General features: G+C 68.8%; 3 protein-coding genes. 1 reads left to right on the plus strand and 2 read right to left on the minus strand.

Annotated elements, in window-relative coordinates:
• Nucleotides 1-68: 68 nt before the first annotated feature.
• A complete protein-coding gene (locus tag EDD90_RS10090; protein WP_260327775.1) occupies nt 69-1,487 on the plus strand; it encodes a hypothetical protein in 1,419 nt (472 codons plus the stop codon).
• Between the two features lie 36 nt (nt 1,488-1,523).
• Here the strand turns inward: EDD90_RS10090 and EDD90_RS10095 are convergent, their stop codons facing one another.
• Together EDD90_RS10095 and EDD90_RS10100 are read right to left on the minus strand one after the other, a co-directional pair.
• Nucleotides 1,524-21,656, minus strand: a complete 20,133-nt coding sequence (locus tag EDD90_RS10095; RefSeq protein ID WP_123972730.1) for a UvrD-helicase domain-containing protein — start codon at nt 21,654-21,656, stop codon at nt 1,524-1,526.
• A gap of 53 nt (nt 21,657-21,709) precedes the next feature.
• Nucleotides 21,710-21,982, minus strand: a complete 273-nt coding sequence (locus EDD90_RS10100; protein ID WP_221305086.1) for a hypothetical protein — start codon at nt 21,980-21,982, stop codon at nt 21,710-21,712.
• Between the last annotated feature and the right edge of the window lie 191 nt (nt 21,983-22,173).

Below are 22,173 nucleotides of genomic sequence, written 5' to 3' on the forward strand. Positions count from 1 at the left end.
CCGGTGCGGGTAGCGCGTCCTCGGCAACAAGATCGAGCCGCGTACCGCACCTGGCCCTCGCTGCGGGAATGGCTGCACTTGTCCTCGGCGCGCTGGCTGGCTGCAGCAGCGATTCGGGCGGCAAGGCAGATCCGACTGCCGGGGCGACGCACAAGGCCGCGGCGCCGGTCCGGCTCCCGGTCCCGGTCCCGGACGGTTTCGCCACGGAGACCGGCTGGAGCACGTCGGCGAGCCCCGAGGCCAGCGATGTCGAGCCGGGATCCAGTGGCTTCCCTCTTGTCGCCGTCGCTCCCAAGAGCGGACTGGTGATTCAGGCAGCCGCCGACGGCTCGCGTGTGCGTGCCTTCGCTCTCGCCAGCGGCAAGACCGTGTGGACCTTCACCCCCAAGGCCCTCGCGGGCGTGCGTGCCGGTGTCTTCGTTCAGGAGGGCAAGCCCGGGGAGAAGGTGGTGCTGGCCCGCCAGGGCATGACCAGCGGAAGCGGCCTGAGCACGTCGCGCCGCACGACGACGATCGATGTGATCGCGGCGGCATCGGCCGGCAAGGCGACCGCCGCCCATCACCTCGACCTGTCGGCGCCCGACGACACGGCTGCCTCCTTCATGGCCACCGATTCCGGCTTTCTGGTCGGCCCGGTGACCGACGGCGTGCATGAGAAGGCCGTTGCGATCGACGCGGCCACGGGCGTCCAGCGCACCGTGGAGAAGACGTCGGTGACGGTTTCCGGCTGCGGCTCGGGGGCCTGCGCCGTACAGGCTTCTCCGGCCTTCGCCACGTCCCTGGGCGTCGTCTCGGCCTTCCAGCAGCAGGGCGGCTGCGACCAGTGGACCGACGGCGGCACCCCGTGCACGTACGGATTTCAGGTCGGTGGCGCCTGGACCAGCACCAGCGTGGCCCCCAGCGGCATGCACGTCGGTATCCCGCTCGCGGTCACCGGACCGTACTTGGTGGCCGCCTGGCACACCAGCGACACGCAGACCGACCCGCCCGCGCTCTCCGACACGAAGAAGACCATCCTGGCGGTGCACGATCTCGCGACGGGGAAGATCAAGTCGCAGGTGAGCTGTACGTCCGCCGATGCGCTCACCCTTCAGCCCGGGTCCGCGCAGTCCTCCACCCACCTTTCGCCGAACGGTGACTTCCTCGTCTCCGGGCAAGCCGGGTTCGACCTTGCCACCGGCCGCGGGCGCTGCTTCACCAGCACCACCAGCACCAAGGGCATCGATCTGACCGCCGTGGCCGATGACGGCACGGCGTACGGCATCGTGCACGTCACCGATGACACGGACGCCACGTCCCTGTATGGGCGGCTGCCGATCGCCCAGGACGGGACGGACACGCCCGATCGCGACTCGGCTCGTGTCAGTCTGCGCAGCGGAGCGGCCAAGGCGCTGCCCGCAGCGTCCGAGGTTCCGGTCTATGTGGCGTCTGACGGGCACGGGGTGTTCCGCACCCGCGGCGTGGTCGCGGTCTATCCCGGTTCCTGACCTCCCACCGTGCTGAGCCCCGAGCATCGTCGTGCCCTACCTGCGGCCGACGCCGCTCGGGGCGTTTTGCTGCCCGTGAAGCCGGTGATCGGCCTGCTCTCGCTCGGCCTGCCCCCGGCGTGTCGGGCGTGGCGGTGCTGCGGCGGAGCCTGTGGAACGCTGCGGCACCGCGGTGACTGCTTCCTGGGCTGCCTCCATGGCACTGGCCAGGAGATCGTCGGGGATCTGTGCTCCCCGTGCCTGGGCCGTGGTCCGCAGCGCCGCAAGGAAGGCCTCTGCTGTCAGTCCGGACTGCGGGGAAGCCGGTGATCCCCCGGCGGGTGTCGCTCCGGCGATCTTGTCGGCGGTGGCCCGCGAGTTCTCCGCGATCGTCTGCAGGACGCCCGCGGCCCGTTCCTCGGCCGGGCTGGTCGCGGCAGCCCGCGCGAAGTCCGCGCGGTCCTGCATCCGCTGAGCCTGGGCTTTGAAGGTGTTCGCGGTGGCCGCCCGCCGGCTTCCCTCTGGGGAGGACGGCGGGCGGCGCCGTCCGGTAGCCGCCTGCTCGATCCTCGACGGACCATCGGTCGGTGTCGGCCGACGTCGACGAGGCAGTTGTGCCCCCTCAGCGGCCTCCTGTTCTCCTGCTGCCTGCGCCTGCCCGCTGGCAGGAGTCTGCGCAGCCGGGGAGGGAGCGTCCTCCCGGAGCGCCCAGTCTCTGTTCGTCTCGCCCCGCACGTAGGCGAAGCCCTCGCCCGCCAGATGCTGCGGTACCTCGTTGCCGCGGCCTTGCAGGAAGAGGTCTACGGACTCGTTCGCCCGGCGGCCGGCGTCCGTCCTGTTGCCCGGGCGCGCGTTCTCGTGGTTGAGCAGACTCATCAAGTCCCGGCGGGACAGCCCGCGATCGGGCTGGACATCGCGTCGTACGGCGGTCCTGACTTCGTCGAACCAGGCTGCGGTCAGTGGTTCGCTGGCCGGCTGCCATCGGGGCGCGGGAGTGCCGGGCGCCGGACTCTCGTCCAGGAGGCTCTCCGCGTCGCCGGGTGTGACCAGAACGTCCCGGACGCCGCCTTCCCCCTGGGGCCCGACGATGCCGAGCTCCTCCATGCGCGTCAGCAGGGCGTCGGCGTCGGCTGCCGGGATGTCGTAGTCGTAGCTCAGGTCCAGCGCCAGGGCGTACTCCTTCGCTGCCACCTGGAGCACGACCGCGCGGAACCGGTCCGGATCCTGCGCCAGGCTCTTGTCCGCCGGAGCGGGCTCGGCTTCGGCTGTGGAGGGTCCTCCCGGCACGGTCTCTTCGCCCGCTGCGGGCCTCTCCTCGGCCGCCTCGCCGACGGCGGATTCGTAGGTGCCCAATGGAGTGCTCACGTCCTCGGGCAGGTGACCGTGGAGGTGGGCGATGTGGTCTTCGGCAGCGTGGCGCAGGACGCGCAGCATGTTCCACCGCAGCCCGTTCTGGCCGCCGTTCGCGGCCAGCCGGTTGATCAATGCCTGTGCCCCGGACGAGATGATCTCCAGGGTGCGGACCCACAACGCCCGCCCGGTGCCCAGGGTTTGGCGGTCGGCCATGAAACGACCCACGCCGAGCCACCCGTTGTTGACGGCTTCGCGCACCGCAGACCACACGGACGCGATCCGGCGCCACACCGGAAGCTGTGTCAGGGACCCGAGCCGCTCCGAGACCGCACCGTAGATGCCACGAATCGACTCGACGCTGTTCGACAGCATCGCGCGCACACGCCCCTGGTCGCCGCCGCCCGTGCCGTTCCCCGCATCCGGGCGGCGGTCAGCGAGCCTCTCGGTGAACCAGTGCCAGGCGCGGCCCAGCTGGTCGGCCAGGTCGATGCGCTGGCCCGCGGGCAGCAGCCCGGTCAGCCGGTCCGCGCGGGTCGCGGCAGCCCGATGGAGTCCCCACACCGCCCGCCAGCCACGCGAGTCACGCTGGCCCGACCGTTCCAGGCGCCTCGCCAGGTGCATCGCCCCATGGGAGATGGCCCGCGCCGTACGGGCTTCGATCGTCCGGTTGATGCCGTACGCGCGGATGTCGCGCAGCGTCGTCTCGGCGTAGGTCAGCAATGCCTCCCGCACGGCTCCGCGGAGTTGCTGTCCTGCCTGGCCGATCGAGCGGATCATCGTCCATTCAGGGGTGCCCCAGTAGGCGCCTGCCTCGGCCGCGGCGTTGCCCATCGCCGCTTCGAGGGCATTGGCGTCACCGGCCTCGACCGCCGGGTCCTCGGCCGCCGGCAGGATCGGGTCGGCGTCGATGCTGGTGAGGATCTGGGACAGTGCCTGCCGAGTGGCGACGTACTGTTCCCGCAGCCGCTGTTCGTCCTCGGCGCTGAATCGGGGCCGGGGCGTGAGCGTTTGTGTCTCCGCCGGGGCTTCTGCGCTGCGCAAGAGGGCGACGATGTCCTCAAAGTGCCGGTCGAAGTCGTCCTGCCCCGGAACTTCAGGTTCTCCCGTGACTGCTTCGGCCGCAGCCATGCGTTCCTCCTCGATCAGGGCCTCGTACTCCCGGTCCACTTCCATCGCGGCCAGTTCTTCGGCGGAAACCGGCTCGTCTTGGTCATCGATGCGGCGACGAACGCCCTCTTCCGGGTCCGGCTCCCACTCCGCGCTGCTGTAGACGACCCCGCCTACGACCAGGTCATCGCCGATGACGTCCCTGAAGAAGTCGAAGTCGTCGGCGTCCGGTTCAGCCGGCGCAGATGTCTGCGCCTCCTGCGGCTCGGGAGTCGGTGCGGACTCCGGGGTGCTCTCCTCCTGCTCCGTCGGCAGCTCGGCGATCACGGTGGTCGACTCCGGCTCGGCCGGATCGGACGAAGCCGGTTTCGGTCCCGTGCTTGTGGTGGCGGCGTCGGCCTCCCGGAGCGGTGCCGGCTCCGCGTTCGGCGGTTCCTGACCACGTTCTTGTGCTTGCGTCGGCGCGGTTTCGAGGCCCGTGGGACCGTCGGGGCGGTCGGCCAGACGCGTCTCCTTGAAGCGGGAGAGCAGCCTGGCCCCGCCATGTTCGCTGCCGAGCAGGATCTGTACGTCCGGGGTGGCTTCCAGACGGCCCAGCTGTTCTTGTGCCTGGGTGTACACCGCGAGGAGCAGGCGTCGATCGTCCTCGGACGCGAACGCCGTACGTGTCGCCAGCGAGCGCCCCGCTTCGGCGACGGTCGTGCGCAGGTTGCGGCAGGCGCTGAGCAGATCGTCAGCCGAGGAGTGGGTGGTGTCGGCTGCCAGGATCGCGCCGCGGAAGGCCGTCTGGATACGAGCCGCTTCATTGGCGTCCGTGAACCCGGTTTCCTCCTGCAGTTCCCGGGCTTCGGACAACAGCAGCCGGCCCGTGGCCGAGTTGGCCCAGGCGTCGTAGGCGCTCTCCGTGGCCCACAGATCGTCCAGGAAGTCGTTCTGGTACTCGTACGGCAGGTGCGGGGGCACGGTGGTGGCATCGGGTGCCACGGGAACGGCGGGCTGTTCCTTGTCGGCGCGGGGCGCCTCTTCGGGCGCGGTGACGGAGTCCGGCGCAGTGGTGGGTGATCCAGCGGCGGGGGACGCCTCCTCCTGCTCGGGCTCCGCCACCACGAGCGCGTCGCCAGCCGTCGCAGAGGCGGTGGGCGCGGGGGCGAGAGGGTGTGGTGCGTCTGCGGGAAGGTCGACGAGCCCGGCCAGCGACTGCGGAAGAAGAAGGGGCTCGACATGATCGTCCGGATAGCCGCCGGTCTCCCACGTGTACGGACGCAGATCGCCCGGCCCGACGACGAGGTCTCCGACGACGAACACTTCGGTGTCTGCGCTGACGACGGGACGCTCTCGCACGATGAACGGCAGCCGTTCCTCGGACACGCCGGTGATGCAGTCACCCGGTGTGAGCTCGCTGAGGCGGCAGGCGCCTTTGAACCGGTCAGGCAGTACGGCCCGGAGCGCGGTCACCCGCTCCAACGTGGCGATGTCGGCAAACGAGGCCTCCATGCCGCCGAAGTCGATCGGCAGCATCTGCCCCTGTTCCCAGTTCTCGGCGGCCCGGATCCGTGCGACTCGTTCGTCCGCGGTACCCGTGACGTGAGCTTCCAGGGCTTCCTTGATCACGGTCGCCCTGGCGGCGACACTGATGCGCCAGAGCTCATTGTCGGCTGCCTTCCAGCGGCCCGACTCACCGACTACCTCGAAACCCTGCTCGCTGCGGGACATGGCGTTCCTGGTCCGCCATGCTGCCGCCACCAGCTGACGCCGTTCCGGCGGCAGAGCCGGACGGAGCCACGCAAGGACCTTGGCCATGGTCAACCGTCCGGCGCGGACCGTCGTCACGGCGTCGCCAACGGTCTTGACCTCGATCTCGATGGCACCGCTTCGGGAGTAGACACTGCCGAACTCGTTGCCCGCCTCGTTGTAACCAGGCTCCGATGGCAGTCCAAACCAGCCCTCATACAGTTGGGGGGTCGCCCTCTTCTTCTGGTCCATTTCGAAGATCAATTTGCCGAAGTCCCACACGCTGATCTTGCCCAGCGCCTCGGCGATGTCCCGGTCACTCAATGGCTCGGGTGCGCGCTCCTCCTGCTCGGCGGGGGCTGGAGGCTCGCCGGTGTTCTCGGCGGCCTCGATGACGGGTGCCGGGGCGTCCTCCGTCTGGGACTCTGCAGCCGGCTGCGCCTCGTGGGTGGCGATGAGGGCGCGCAGGCGGGCGTACTGCTCGGTGACCGTCGAGTTGGACAACTCGGCGATGCGTTCGCGGGCCCGGTCCACCTGGACCTTGACCGGGGCCAGAGCCGCGTCGATGTTCGGCCACACCTGCTGGCCGTCGGGGCTGTAGGAGGTTCCGGCGAGCCCCATGACCTGCTCCAGGGCATCCCGTGCGGCGGCGGCCCTGACCTTGCGGCTGCGCGCCGCGCGCTCGATGTCGTCCACGGCCTCCAGGCAGAGGATCAGGGCCTGGCGTACCAGCGGGTCGGTGAGTTCCGGCAGACGGTGCACTTCAGCGAGTTGGGCGTCGAGTTCGGCCAGCTGGTCCGGGTCGCCTGCGCGGGCCTGGATCAGGGTCTCGAAGCTGTTGAAGGCCTCAACGGCGAGCTGGTCGATCCGGGCGCGCAGTTGTTCCGCAGCCTGGGTCACCAGGGTGTTCAGGGCGGAGTCGGGCTGCGCGAGTTCGTTCTGGGTGTGCCGGAGGTTCTCCTCGAACTGGGCCCAGGGGTTGTCCTGTTCCCAGATGTCGCGGACCTGGTTGTCGCCGAGAGCCTCACGCAGTTCACGGGCGAGGTTGGGGATCTCGTTCTTCTGTCCACGGCGGATTCCTGCTGTACCGCGCTTTTTGATCTTTTGGTCGTCCCAGGGCAAGGGTGCGATGCCCGGTTCGGCGTCCTGTGCGGCAGGGGCGATCGTCTGCTCGTCGGCGGGCAGATCGTCTGCCTGGCCGGCGAACATGGACGGCTGGTCGGCGCCGTTGAGTGGTTCGCCGGCATCCTCCCAGATGGGGGCGGCTAGCTCGGGCTGCCACTCGGGGCCGGGTTCCGTCTCTTCGGGCCGTGTCGTGTCCCACGTCGCGGCTTCGCGCTCGTCGGTCGACTCAGGATCGGCAGGCTCTGCGGAGGCCGTAGCGGCCTGGTGAACTGGGGCGGCTGGCTCATCGTCTGGCGCCTCGCTGACTGCGGGCTCCGGCTGTTCTTCGGGGACGGCGTCCGGCTTCCTGCTGTCAAGGGACGTTGGGGGCACGGGCGGTTCAGGGGCGGCAGTCTCGTCAGCGACGACGGGGGCGGGGGCGGCTTGCTCGGGTGCCGCAGTGGCAGCGATCTCGGTTGGGAAGGTGTCCGCGAGTGTGCCGATGGAGTGGATCCAGCCGAGGGAGCCGATGTCAAGTCGTTTCCTGGCCCGGGTCACCGTCACGTAGGCCAGGCGCAGCTTGTCCTGTGCGGGCAGGATGAGTTCGCCGGTCTTGGTGTCCTCCTTGGGCTGGGGGAAGTCGCTCCAGACCTGGACCTGGTCCCATTCGCGGCCCTTGGACTTGTGGGCGGTGGAGACGACCAGTTCGGGGCGGGTTTCCTCGTCGCGGGCTTCCTCCGGGACCAGGTCGCGGATCATGTTGATCAGGCCCTGGGGTGTGTAGCGGTCGACGAGCCGTACGAACGTCTGCAGGGTGCTCGCGTCCTCGTCGGACTCGGCGTACTCCTTGACCTCGTTCCAGTTCTCGAAGGCCGACAGCTCGGGGTGCTTGGTGCGGCGGCCCTGCTGGAGATCTCGGGCGGCCCGGGCGATGTCTTCGATGTCCCGGCCGCCGCCGACGAGTGCCACGCGCTTGCCGGCCTCGAACCCCGCGAAGACAGCGGAGATGGCGCCGACGTTGCTGTATGTCAGGATCGCATCGGGCTCTTCGACGGTGCCCAGGACGGTGTCGAGGGTGGGTGCTCCTTCCAGCCGGAGGTCCGATTCGAGGAGAGAGAGGTAGGCGTTGCCCACCTCGGCGACAGCGGGGCCGAACCGCCAGCTCTGTGTCAAGGGCAGGACGACGTCGGCCGGCCAGTCCCGCAGGGCATCGACGGCGCCGCGGAATTCGTAGATCGCTTGATTGCTGTCGCCGACGACGATGATCTGGGCGTCCTGGTCCTGGATCACCTTCTTCAGCACGGGATTGATGTCCTGGGCCTCGTCGAAGAAGATCGTGTCGAAGTTCAGGCGCGGGTCTGACAGGGCCCAGATCTTGAGATAGTCGTCGTGGTCGAAGAAGATCTTGTTGCTGTTCGGATCCGCGATGTCCGCCCAGGCCCGGCGGGCGTACCCCAGCAGCGTGCGCGCGGCGGGGACGTGCGCCCACTTCTCCCCGAGGTGCTGGCGCCCGAGTTCGGGATCAGCACTCTGCCGGTAGCGGCGGAGCGCCCCCATCACGATCTTGGCGATGTCCTCGGGCCCGACGCGCTGGAGGTTGCCGTCGCGGTCGCCGACCCGTATCTCAGCGGTGATGCCGAGCGCTGCCGCGACGTCCTTGGGACGCCGGGCCCCGCTGTTGCGCGAGCCGGCGATGGAGACCTTCTGCCGGTAGGGGGTGTTGCGCAGATCCTGCAGAGCGAAGGAGTGGCTGGTCCGGGCGGTGACGTTGCGACCGAACTTCTGGCCGGCTTCGTCGGCGATAGCCCGGTTGAAGGCGATGTAGCCGATGCGCCGCTCCAGCATCTGCGCGGCGATCATCACCAACGTCGAGGTCTTCCCGGTGCCCGCGAGCGCCTGCACGGCAACGTGCTTGCCCTCGACCGCCGCGTCGATGATCGCCTGTTGCTGAGCGGTTGGAGGGTACTTTCCGCTGGCCACGGCCGCGACCGCGCCCTCCTGGGCGTCCCGGGCCGCGAGGAAGGCCCGGATTTCCTCCAGGAGCTGCTCCTTCTGCCCGCGCATGCCGTTGTAGCGCCAGCGGCCCTTCTCATACTTGAAGTTCCGGTCCCGCTTCAGCAGCTCACGAAGACCGTCCTCCGCGGGGGCGCCTGTCGTGCCCGTGACGTAGGTACCGGTCCTGTCGCTGACGATCTTGAACCGGCTCGTCCAGGGTCCTTCGGCCGCAGTCTCCGGCTCGGTCGACGTCACGCTCTCCTCCTGTTGCTCGTCGGCCGGGGACATCGGTCCGGGTGCGGGCTCCGGCGCCGTAGCCGGTGCGGCCTTTCCCGCCTGCGCGGGGCTGCTGGGGCCGATGTGACCGATGACGACGCGGTCTCCGAGTGCGCCGATCAGTTCCTTAAGTGGCGCGGTCCCTTGTTCGGACTGCTCGGCCTGCGGCTGGGCATTCCGAGCGGGTGCGCCTGTCGAGGGGGCGTTCTGGGCGGCGAGCGGTAGCCGTCCCAGGGCCTGTGCATAGGGCAGCCGGACGAGTTCCTCCACCTGCTCCCAGGTCAGCCCGTCCTCAAGCGGCAGCAGCCGGGCGTTGGTTCGATGAAGCAGATCACGGGGGAGCACCGTGTACCCCGTCTTGGAGGTGAGTGCGAGTTTGCTCTCGGGGGCGATCAGGACGCCGTGCAGTGCATCGCCGTACCGCCTGTCTTCCTCGGCGGCCTGCAGCAGGATCACGGCGTCGGGGACCACGCCGTTGGGATAGGTGAGGGTGGCTACGACTGCGAACTGGATCTCCGCGTCGTTCGGGGGGCTTTCGTCGTAGCGGGGCAGTGCACGAAGGTGCGCCTGGGTCAGTGGTTCGACGGCACTGCTCAACAGCTGCTGAGTGTCGACGGATTCGGGCCCAGCGGGAGCGATCTGTTGGGGATCACGGGGGATGGCGCGTTCCGGGTCGGCAGACGCTGCCGCGACGTTCTGGTCCTCGGCCAGGTTCGCCTGATCCGCAACAGCAGGGCTCTCGGCCGGAGCCGGCTCCTCCGGCAGGTCCGGGGCGGGGCCCTCTTCTCCGGTGAGGGGCAGCCGTTGCAGAGCTTGCTCGTGGGGCAGCGCGGCCAGGGCCTCTACTTCTGTCCACGGAACAGCGCGGGCGAGAGGCAGTACCCGGGAGTTGGCCATGCCGAGCAGGTCAGCTGGACTGTACTGGCCGTTGAGACTTGAGGACAGCACATCGTTGGGCGGCACGATTTGGGCGCCGCGGATCAGCGGCTCGTCCTCGGGGTCCTCCTCCGGCTCGACCGTCTGGAGTAGAAGCAGGACGTCATCGACGTGGCCGTCACGGACCCTGAGTGTCGCGAGGACGGCCAGGTGGGCGTCCGCACCATGGTTCCGATCATCATGGTGAGGCAGTGCGTCCAGGTGCTGCTGCGTCAGGGGACCGCGGGCCTCAGCCCGCCTCGCCGTCAGTTCGTCTCGCTCGGTTGCGGGCGCCGATGCGGCGTCAGCAGCCTCCACCGTTGTGGCCGCCGCGATGAGGCCGGCTTGAATGTCGGCGATCGATTGCGCGGCGACAGCGTCCCGTGTTTCTGGCGGGCTGGCGTCAAACCAGTCGCGCCACCGGCCGTCGTTGCCGTCCGCGTCGGCGATATCAGCCGAGGCCAGCCAGTCGAGGAGCTGGGGTTGCAGGGTCTCCGTGTCCGGTGACTCGGCGAACCACATCCGAACGACCGGGCTCGCGAGCGCGGCCCGTACCGCCTGTTTCCTCGCTCGGCCGTGGTGGCGCTCCAGGCTCTCGGCGATGAGCTGTTCGAACTCGGTGCGCTGACCTGCCGGCTCACCGGCAGAGGTCGCGGAATGTTCAACGTCCGATGCAGCTTCCCGGCCGGCATTCACCTCGGCTCTCTGTGTCTCCCTGGCTGTGCGGTGAGTCAAGTGCAGCCGGACGAGGTGCTGCTCGGTTTCGTCGAGCAGGCGGGCGAGGAAGTCGCGGGCGTCTCCCGGCGCTTCCGTACGCTCCAGTTCGCGCGCGAGTTCCCCCGCGGCAGTGAAGGCCAGTCGGTAGGCGTCCACCGCTTCGTCGAAGGGACGAGTCCGGTGAACGCTGGCGTGACCGATCGCCTTCGCGCCCTGCCAACGCAGGCCGAACTCGGAGCGCAGGGTGTGTATGTCTGCCACAGCCTGGGTCAGCAGACGGGAGTCCGTCGGAACAGCGACGATCGAACGCGGATGTATGCGCGTGTGCGGTGCGGCGTGGTAGTAGCCGTCGCGGTCGCTCGTGCTCGTGGTGATGACGAGCGTGCGGTACGACAGCTTCTTGGAGTTCGGCCAGCGCTTGAACCCTTCACGGACCACATCGCCGCGCTGGAGAACGGCGCGGTCGTTGGTGTACGGCGCGAACCCGTCGGGGATCTCGACGGCGGCCGGCCCCTTGAACCACGAATCCGGGGCTCCGGAGGGCGGTCCGGGCGGCCCCTCGGGCAGCAGAGGAGCCGGAAGGGCGTCGTTCACCTGCTCGAAGAGAAGGTGCAGCCGGTCCACGGCCTCCCGCATCGTCTCTGACGTGTAGGGGTCGGCGGACCCGTCGGCCGAGGCGCCGCCGGCCGTGTGCGCCGTGGTCTGGGCACTGGTGCTGTTGCCTGACGCAGTAGTCGTCTCAGGCTCGGTGGCTGCGGATGGAATCGGGGATTCGACCACTGCGCCGGCTTGTCGTACTGCGACCGCATCGGCGGGGAGTTCGTTTGGCGCGGCGGATACGGCCGCATACACCTGCTCGAAGGCGCCCTCCGCGTACCGCTGCTCCACTTCCTGCTGGGAGTGAACGAACCAGTCCCGGAACCGGTCGCCCCCGGCGCCGGTCGCCGACAGATCGGCGTGACCGAGCCAGGCCATGAACAGTTGAAGGGCTTCCTCACGTGATCGCCCGTCCCCAAGCAGCGACCGAAGACCCTGGTCGGCGAGGGCCGCGCGTACAGCGCGTTGCTGAGCGTCGTCACGCATCCCTGCAGCCCAGCTATCGGCCTCGGCCTGAAACTCGGCGCGCCTGCGCTCGCGGTCGTTCTCATCGGCAGCGGGCGAAGCCGCCGACTGCTCATCGGGGACGGACGGGCCGGACTCTTGCGACTCGGGTGCCACGGCCTGCGCACGCAACGCCCGGTGTGCACGAGGGCCTGCCAGATCGAGGACCTGGCGGCGTCCGTCCTCTTTGAGGTACGTCCACAGCAGGTGTTCCGAGCCGCCGTCCCTGATCAGTTCGTCGGCGGCTGTCGCGAAGACAGCGAAGAAGTCGGCCTGTTCGTTGGCGTGCGCGGCCTGGACCAGGGCACGGTTCTCGCTCGCCGTGTTCACCAGCCACTCCGCGACGTCCTCGGGATCGGGGGCCATGGAGTCGCGCAGCAGATCGCGAACCGTCCGCTGGATCACCGCACGTACGGCGGGAGCGTTCCAGGCCGCGGGTACCGGACTGTCGGGCAGGTGCTCGCTGAGCCAGGCGTCGACCTCCTCGTCGGACACGAGTGAGTCGGTCAGTTTCGCCGCTCGTACCAGGAGGGGCAGCACGGCATACGAGGGCAACGCCAGGCCCGGTATATCAGCACCCCGCAGGTCCGGGACCTCTTGCACGGCGCCGGTGCGCTCGGCGGGGATGGAGACGTTGACCAGCAGGTGTCCCGCGGCACTCCTGGCCGCCACGGTGATCTCGATGCGCCTCTGCTGCCCACCTGACGGTTCACGCCCAGCCACCTGGCCGGTCGGCAAGGAGGGCTGCTCGTCCTCACGCACGTCAGGATGAAGGGGGCTGCCCGGTGCCGGGTCGGGCTCCGGGCCGACCGGTTCCGAGCGTTCGCCCTCGGTCTGCGCTGCCGGGAGGGCTGGGGTCCCGAAGATTTCCTGCCAGTTGCCTCCCCGCTGGGCGGTCGCGGTGATACGCGAGGCCAACTGCACGGCATGCCGCTCCAGCCTGCGGAAGCGGCCCATCACCACGGGAGCCCGGTAGCGCTCCTCCTCCAGATTTCGGGCGAGGATCAGAACGGCGTGAGCGAGCTTGGTGCAGCGCTCGACCAGAGTGCCGGCGGGATGTGTGAACGGATCCTGCACCCGGCCCACCGGCCCGTCGCACAGCTCCTCCATGGCCAGCCACACCGCCTGGCCGTCCGGTCGGGTCGGCACCCCTTGGTCTGTTTGGCCCCGTCCGATCAGACGTCGGCCTGCCGGGGTTTCCTTCATCTCCGACAGCGCGCCGTACATCTCCCAGAAGTCGTGCTGGGCATCGTCCTTCGACGTGTACGGCGCGCCCACGGGGATGACGATCTCCGAGGCCGCGTCCTGCTCGGGCTCCTCGACCATGCGGAAGGGACGTCCCATGCGGGTCAGCTCGGCGGTCAGTTTCTGCACCCGGATATCCCGTGTGGCCTGGCTCTGGTTGCGCTTCAGGTACCAGAAGCCCTTGTTGCGGCTCCACCTGAACTTGAGACGGTCCAGAGCAGCGCGTACGGGGGCGTCGGCGTCCTCTTTGGTGGTACCGCGGACCACGGTGCCCCGGTAGTGGTGCTCGATCTCCAGGGCGGGTCCGGTGGGCGGAGGGGTCTGTTGCGGCTCGGGGGCGGGCTGTTCGGCGTCGAGTCGCCGACGGCGCTGAGCAACGCCTGCCTGCACGGCCGCGACGGTCTCCGGGCGTGCGGTGGAGGCGCGGCAGGCGACCGCGTGTTCGTAGGAATAGCGGACGAGGTCGTCCAGCCGCTTGGCGTCGTCGGGATGCCGGTAGTAGCTGGCGCTCAGGTGCAGCACCAGGTCGTACGCTGCGTGCGCCATCGCCGTCACTCGCCGGTTGACTTCGTCCAGGGTCTCGGCGGCGAGCGTGACGAAATCGGCGGCGTACCGGGTGTCCCGGACAGCGTCGAGGGCCTGGCGGGCTCCGGATGCCTCGGGCGAGATGTCGAGCAGCGCCTTGGCGGTATCGGTGCCCATCCACCAGTTCCACGCGGACTCAGCCTTGTTGGCGCCGCCGACGAAGTCGTCAGCCGCCTCGTACGGAGTCTCCTCCATGCCCAGCTCGTGGGCTGCGAGGCGCTGGTGGTGCTGGAAGGCCTTGCGGGCCAGGTCGCGCAGCGCGTACCGGCTGACTCCATCCCCTGCCGCCTCCGCCTCTTGCGCGGCACCGAGGGCGTAGGAGGTGACGTCCGTCCAGTCGGTCAGGGCTGAGCCGACCGTGTCGTGCGGCCGGCGCAGCATGAGCATGGCTCCGCGCAGCTGGTCCGAGTACGGCCCGCCGATGTCGTCGTAGGCGTGCGGCCACTTCGGGAAGCTGTCGAAGATGTCAGTCAGAGCGCGCCCGATCTCGGCGCTGTCCTGGTACCAGGGAGCTGTCAACCGGAGTGGGTCGTGGTGGTCGAGGACGGAGGTGTGCTCCCCTTCGAGGTCGGCCGCGTCCAGGAGCATCTCGGCGAGGTCGTTTCGTCGTGCCTGCATGCGGGCCAGGTGGCGCTCCGTGTACTGGACGACCTTCTGGGCGGCCGTGCACACGTCGTGTCGGGGGTCGTCAGCGAGCTGTACGGCGGACCCTGCGAGGCGGTCGTAGATGCTGAACACGTCAGCGTGCGTGCGCGGTTCGCTCTCGATGACCGCGGCGGCTGCCGCGTCGGCATCCTGGTGCGCCGGGCTCGGGGGGTCGCTCTCCTGTCGTGCGAGGACGCGCCGGAGCTGCTCGGCGGCCATACCGACGTAGCGGCGTCCACCAGCCAGTTCCGCGGGGTCCGCATAGCCTTCGAGGACGATCGCGAGATTCGCCACCTGGGGCAGTGCCGAGCCGAAGCCCTCTCCCCCTGTGCCCGCCGCGTTCGCAGGAGGGGCGGAGGCTGTGGCTTCGGGAGTCTCAGTCTCCGCATCGGTTGTCCCCTCCGGCTCCGGGACGTCGCTGGTCGCCTGTTCCGGTGCCGGTGTGGGCGCCGTGGCGGACGGCGCGGCGGGTGTGGCCGGTTGTGCCGTGGCGAGCTGAACAGAGAACCGGAGACGGCCGGGGCCGGTGACCACGAGTCCGTCGTCGGCCGCTTCCATGTCCGTGCCGTCGGCGGCAAGTTGCGCCAGGCCGGCCGCGAGGTCACGGCCGCTGACCGGGCCGGCGTTGTGGCCCCAGGGCCCGGCGACGGTGTACTGCTCCCACGGGAGGATGCCGGGGATGAACTCCACGGCGTCTTCGTCGAGCGTGAGAGGTTCCGTGGAGCGGACCCACTGCTGGTAGGCATCGCTGCTGCGGTCCTCCACGGTGCTGCGGTAACGGGACGCATGGTCGCGCAGGCCCGTGTAGATCTCCCAGTTCCCCTCGGTACTCCGTCCGTCTTCCCGCTCCCACTGTTCGACCACGGCACGGCATTGGTCGGCCAACCGCTGCAGGTGCGCCCAATCGGATGCCAGTTCCACGCCGAGCAGGCGGGCGATCCGGCCAGTGCGGCTGGAGGTCATCGCGGCATCGGCCGCCGCCATCAGGCCGTCCGCCCGCTCACCTGTGGCCAGGCGCCCGGCATGGTCGGACGCCCATCGGCGGTAGGCGGTCAGTGCCGCTTGCTCCGCAGTCCAGGACTCGGAACGGTCTGGGTAGGGGGTGTTCGGTACGCGCCCGGGTCGCTGGGCGGTCGCGTGTGGTGTCGTCGCTGGGACAGGCTCCGGTTCGGCTGCGGAGACCGGGGGTGCCTGTGCTGTCCGGGCGGTGTCTGCCGTGGACGCGCTGTCCTGACGGTGGTCTCCTGCGGGGGGCGGGCTCGCGGGCGGCGTGACTGGTGACGCGGAGGCGGCGTCACCTGGTGCTTGTTCCGGTGCGCGGGACCGGGACGGAGGTAGAGCATCGGCCAGTTCGGCCTCGGCCGCGGTTTCCTGCTGTGTTCGGGATCCCGGCTGGGGACGGTCGGCCGTGTCCGGGTGAGCCCATGGCGCGATCTCGTAGAAGTGCACCCGCATCGCCTGTCGGAAGGCGGTTTCGTCGCCGCCACCTGCGAGGGCGGCTTTCAACGACGTGGCCCGGCTATCGAGTTGGCCAGTCAGCCAGGCATCGAACAGGTCACCGGCCTGGCTGCCGTTGCCGTGAAGAGCACGCTGGGCGTCCTGAAGGAGCTGGTCGATGGCCGCCTCGTACGCCTGGGCAACGCTGGCAGGAAACTCCTCGGTGAGCGGTGTGACCTTCACCGACCCCATCGGGCCAGTGATCACGACCGTGCCGGTGGCGTCCGGTTCGATCGCAACGTCCGACCCGTCATGGCCGAGCTGTTGCACGATGTCGTTGAGGAATGTGCCGCGGGAGTCGCTGAGGGTTCCGCCGAGCATGGTGTGTTCGTACCAGCGGTCCGGATCGAAAGGTCGGCTTGTGCCGGGCGAAGGGGCGCCGGGGGCCGGTTGACGTGAGGGCGAAGGATTCGCTGGTGCTGTGGTCGGCTGTACTGAGCGCCGGCGGCCTTCCAGTGGTGCAACGTAGGTGATGTGCTCGCGGGCGGAGCGGGCGACCTGCTCCGTGAGGTTCCTCATCTCGCGACCGGTCGCGTTGGGCTTGAAGCGTGGGGAGTCCAGGTGGGACAGGAAGTCTTCGCAGGCGCGGGCAAGGGCGTGGAAGAGATCCAGGGCCCACGGATCGCCGCCGGGCATAGGGGCCTCGTCGGCGGACTCACGCGCATGGTGCAAGGCCTCAGCCAGCGCAATCCCAGCCTGCTCCATCTGAACGGCCAGTTCTCGGCCCTGGCCGGACATCCCGTCGACGACGTCCAGGTTCTGCCAGGCTGCGAAGTTCGCCAAGACGGAGTCTTCACCCGCAACGGCGGCAGCCTCGTCCGGATACGGCCACGGGGGCGAGGCAACATCGCCGGGTTCTCCGCCCACGCCATCTTCAGCGTGTGCCGTCGTACTGGCATCCGAGCCGGCGGGCGCAGCATCTGGCGTGGCCCGGGAACTTGTGCCGTCGGCCAACGCGTCCAGGAATCCGCGAGTGGTCTCGCTCAGGTCGTCGGGTGTGAGGGTCGCCGGATCGATCTCCACCCAGCCGTCGGTGGAGCCGCCCGCCATGACCATGGCGTCGTGGAGCGCTGCGTCGACCAGGTCGGTGCCGGGTTCGGTGACCGTCGCGTCGTGGACTTCCGGCTCGTTTGTTTCCGCGGCTCCCTGCACGCCGAGGGCTTTGGTCAGCTTGCGGTGCTGGGCCTCGATCTTGTCGAGTTCGGCTTGCTGCGGGAAGGGTTTGCCGACCAGTTCCTTGGCTCGCGCGATGTTCGCCTCGATCCGGGCGATGTGCTGCTCTGCCTTGGCGTGAACGGTCTCCAGGCCGTCCAGGGCGTTTTCCGCTTTGCGGATCAGGCCGACGCGATCTTGTTTGGCCAGGCCGCTCGCCGACAGCCAGATGGCATCGACTGGAACGTCCTGGAAGGACAACCCCACAATCAGGCCCTCGAAACTGCGCTCCACGAGGGCGTGGACCGGGATGCCGCCGAGTTCCCCAACGAGGGCGTCCTGCGGTCGGCCGCCGGCGTTGACCGAGGTGCGGACGAGCCGTTCGAGTCGCTGGGCCAGCGCCTCGCCGGCCTCCCGGCGTTCGTCGTAGGCGCGGCCGTCGACCGTCATCGTGAAGGCGTCGCCTCGGGTGGTGGTCCGCCGCTCCATCGCGGCCCGGGCCTCCTGCATGCGAATCTTGAGGTCCTGGACGCGCCGTCGCCCCTGCTCGCCGGTGACTTCGTAGGCGAATTGCTCGTCGTGCCACATCTGCTGGTCCAGGCGCAGCTTGGCGAGCATGCCTTCGACGCGCTCCAGCTGTTCCAGCTCTGGCTTGTCCGCGGCGACGGCGAACATCACGCCGGCGGGGATGCGCCCGTCGTCCCCGTCCTCAGCGGCTTCCAGGATGCGGCTGGTGTCGTTGATGTCGAGGATGGCCTCGGCGAACGCCTGCTTGGTGGCGACCTTCTGCCACAGGAACGGGTCGTACGACTTCTTGGTGACGATCGCGGTGTGGTGGATTTCCTTGTTCTGGTTCCCCTGGCGTTTGCCTCGCCCCAGGCTCTGGATGATCGGGGTCGCCTTCCACGTGGGGTCGATCTGCATCACGTGGATGACGCGTTTTTGCAGGTTGCGGCCGGTGCCAAGGCCGGAGCGGCTGCCGACCAGTACGGCGATCCGCCCTTCGCGGGCGTCCTTGTCGAGTCGGGCCTTCTGCTGCGGGTTCTTCGCCTCTTGGTCGAAGCGGATGAGGCTGCCCGGCATGCCGCGAGCGGTCAGTGCCTCGCGCAGCGCCTCGTAGAACACGAACTCCTTGTCTGGGCCGGGCACGCCGAGGTCGCAGAAGGCCAGTTGCAGGCTGCCGCGGTTGGTTTCTTCGTTGCCGTCGTCGTCGTAGTAGTAGACGTCGTCCTTGTGTAGCTGCCAAATGCGGAACAGCTCGTCGGCGGCGACGTCGACTTTCTGGGCTTCGTCGGTGGTCTTGTTGACCAGCCGTACGTCGAGCGAGGCGAGACGCCCGTCCGTGGAAATCCACAGGGTGTTGTCCTCGACCAGCTTGCCCTTGCGGTTGTACTTCAGGTCCGGGCTGCCGAGGCGGATGCCCATCATGCGTCGGCCCAGCGATTGCATGAGCTGGCGCAGTTCCGGAGATGCCTCGGCTTCCAGGATCCGCATCTCGCCGCCGATGATCGCGGGTTCACCGAGTTGGAGATCGCGTTTGAGTTTGACGTCGGCGATGGTGAACAGCACGCGTTTGAGTTCGGTTTGGTTGACGTAGCGGGCGTAACGGGCGCGGGTGGAGAAGGAGTTGCCGTCCGGGCTCATCTCGACCCGGTTGACGGGCTGGATGTAGGTGGAGACGAACTGGTCGTCCTCCTCGATGCCCCATTCGTCGCGCAGCAGGTCGGGGCCGAGGTACTTGATGGCGGTCAGGATCTCCATCGGGGAGTTGTCCACCGGCGTGGCGGTGGCGTGGGTCGTGACCCGGCCGCCGTAGTTCTTGCGCAGATAGGACAGCTTCATGTCCATGTCCGCGGTGATCTGATTGCCTTTGAGGGCGAGTTCGCGGATGGACGAGATCACCCGGAGGTTCTTCAGGGTGTGGGCTTCGTCGTAGAAGATGTACGTCGAGCCGGTTCGCTCGAACTCCACGCCCGAATCGCCTGGCGTCTTGAGTTCGTCCTCGATCCGCCCCTTCAGGGTGGCGATCTGGTTCTCGATGTCCTTGACGGTGTACTTGTCGTCGCCATCAGCGTTGTCCAGGTGCGCCTCCAGGCGCTTGACCTCCCGGTTGATGTAGTCCAGGCGGGCCGTTTTGGACATCGGGATCTTCTTGAACGCGGTGTGGCTGATGATGACCGCGTCCCAGTTGCCGGTTGACCAGCGGGCGACGAACTTGTGCCGGCGTTCTCCGGTGAGGTCGGAGGAGTCGGCCACCAGGATCCGGGCCCTGGGGTAGGCCTGGAGGAATTCGCGCTGGAACTGGCCCAGAACACCCTTGGGCACAGCGTAGACAGGCTTCTTGGCCAGGCCGAGGCGGGTCAGTTCCATCCCGCCGACGATCATTTCGAGGGTCTTGCCCGCGCCGGTGCCGTGGTAGAGCCCGACGCCGTGTTTAGAGGCGCGGATCCGGGCGACCGCAGCCTTCTGGTGGGGGTGAAGGGTGTAGGCCTTGGACAGTCCTGGGGCCGTGATCTGTACGCCGTTGTAGGTCGGGGGGACGATGGCGTTGTAGCGGTCGTTGTAGTACCGCAGCAGAGTCTCGGCCCGGTCGGGGTCTTCCCACAGCCACATCCGGAAGCGGTCGTCCAGCTGCTTGGACTTCGCCAGGGCGAACGCTGTCGCCTGCCGGTCCGTCACTATCTGCCCGTCGGGCGGTATTTTCTTGGTGACCAGGATTTCCTGGTTGTTGAGCAGGTTGCTGGCCAGGGCTTGGGCGGAGCGGGCCTGGGTACCCCAGACGGTGCGGGCCAGCAGGCTTGCGGTGTCCCCGCCCTTGACGCTCCAGCGGGCGCCGAGGTTGCTGACCTTGATGTCGTCGTCTTCCAGGATTTCACGAAGGAACTGCTGCACGTACGTGGCGCTGACCCAGGCGGCGCCGAGCCGGCTCTGGATCTCCGCGGGTTGCAGGTCGCGGGGGATGACCTCGCGCAGGGCCTCGACGTTGACGGCGAACGTGGGGTCCTTGGCCGCGGCCTTCTCGGCCGCGGCGAGTTTGCGGCGGACGTTGCCTGACAGGTACTCCATGCGGCGCACCAGGCCGCCGGCCGGATCGTCGTAGACGAGGGTGCCCAGCGCCTCACGTGCTGCATGTTCGCTGTCCAGGCCAAGCAGACCGGCCACGGCGTCGAGGCGGATCTCGTTGTACTGGTCCCAGCAGATCAGCGCCGCATCTTCCGGGCTGTCCGCGCGGGTCAGCGGCTCGGGCGGGGCAACGACCCGCTTGGCGAACAGGTCGGCCTTCGCCGCGATCTGGTGGTCTTCGTCGAACTTCTCCAGCGCGAAGACGTACGGGGCGAAGGGGTCGTTGCGGAACCCGCCCATGCGCGGGTAGTTCCGGCGCTCGGGCGCGTTGTCATCCTGTACGGCTTCACCGGACGGCGGGTTGTTGACCTTGAAGCGGTTGATCGGGCCGAACCGTGCCACGTACGCGTCGTAGCGGCGGTTGAGTTCGGCCCGCAGCTGCGTCATCCGCGGGGTGATGAGGTGGTGCTCGGACTCCTCGTCCAGCAGGGCCACCGCGATGTCGCGCAGGCCGATCAGCTCGCGCAGCTCCCGGACCTGAGTCTTAGCGGGTACGTGCGGGACGGGCCGGCCGTTGCGGATCTCGGTGAAGGTGCCTTCGGGACCGAGTTCCAGCAGGCCGTCGTACTTCTCCAGCGTGCCGTGGAAGACCATCCGCTCGGTGAAGGTACGGCCCGAGTCCTGGGCGCGCTGCGCGACGTGTTCCAGGGCCGCGCCGAGAGCGACTTCGGCCTGTGGGTTCCCCTGGACGACCAGTTTGGGGCCGTATCGAACGATATCGACTTTGGGTGTGCCGAGCACCATCTCCGGGTGCTGCACGAAGTAGTTGTTGATCTCGATGGGCTGGGAGACAACTCCGGTTCGGGCTCCGGGCAGAACCGTCGGCTCAACAGTCAGCCAGTCGGCTTCGGCGGGCGTCTCTCCTTCCCCGCGACGCCGGAAGACGAGGAGGTCCATCACCACATTCGTGCCGGCGGCATCCTGGTGGGAGTTGCTGGGCAGCCGGACGGCGCCCAGGAGGTCAGCGACGGCGGCCATCTGTTCCCGGGCTTCGCGCGCCTCGTCGGTCCCGTCCAGGGTGTAGCGGGAGGTGATCAGGGCGACGATGCCGCCGGGCCGGGTGAGCGCCAGGCTTTTGAGGATGAAGTGGTTGTGGATCGAGTGGCGCCGCCCGGGGTTGTACTTGCGGTCCGTGACCTTGTACTTGCCGAACGGGACATTGCCGACGACGACGTCGAAGTCCTCCTCGGGTGGCCGGGTGTCGGCGAAGGACTCGGTGAGGATCTGCGCGTTCGGGTAGAGGGCGCGGGCGACGGCCGCGGTGATGGGGTCGACCTCGACACCGACAATCTCGGCGTCGGCGGGGGCATCGGCGAGGAAGCGCCCTGCGCCCACGCTGCCCTCCAGCACCCGCAGTGGTGCTCCGGCCGGCACCCCGAACCGGTGCAGGGCCTGCCAGACGACGCGGGCGTAGGCAGGATCGGTGTAGTGGGCGTTCAGGGTCGAGGAGCGGGCCTTGGCGTACTCGTCGTCGGACAGGATGTCCCGCAGATGGGCGCGTTCGGCCGCGAACATGGCGGCGAAGTTCTTGCGCTCGTCGAACAGGTACGGGGCGGCGCCCCAGCCCGTCCACTGCTGGAGCACCTGCCGCTCGGCCTCGGTGGCTGGCCGGTCCTCCGCCCGCAGTTGTAGCACGACGTGCACGGCAGCGATGTTCGCGGCGACCCGCTCCCGCTCCGTACGCGGCCCGGGCCGTGCTACTCCTGGTCCGGTTCCACGTCCAGGAGCACCCTCTCCCGCAGTACTTCGCCCTCCGCTGTCGAACGGGAGGTGTTCAGCCGCTGCAGGCGCTGCAGGTATCCCTCCCCGTCCGGCTCCTGGCCCGCCAGCTCCCGGGCCCGGGTCTCGATCTCCGTCGAGATCTCCTCCCCGAGTTCCGTGAAGAACTCCTCCGGGTTCTCCAGCTCCCCGAACGCCTGGGGCTTGTGCTCCTTCCAGTGCGTCATCGCCTGGTCGCCGTACCGGTTCATCGTCGAACCCCCCTGCCTGCTTGGCACTGTTGGAACTGGTGGACGGGGCGGGGTGCCCCGTCTCATCCTCTCCCGCCGCCGTGCCGTCCGGGCGTGCCGCAGCGCCTTCCTGCACCGGAGGGGCCTGGTCGCCGAAGTCCAGGCCGGGCAGGAAGCCGCTGTCGTTGATTGAATTGTCGTCGGCGGGCTGC

Origin of the sequence: Streptomyces sp. Ag109_O5-1 (assembly GCF_003814875.1) — a bacterium.
Classification (GTDB): Bacteria; Actinomycetota; Actinomycetes; order Streptomycetales; family Streptomycetaceae; genus Streptomyces; species Streptomyces sasae.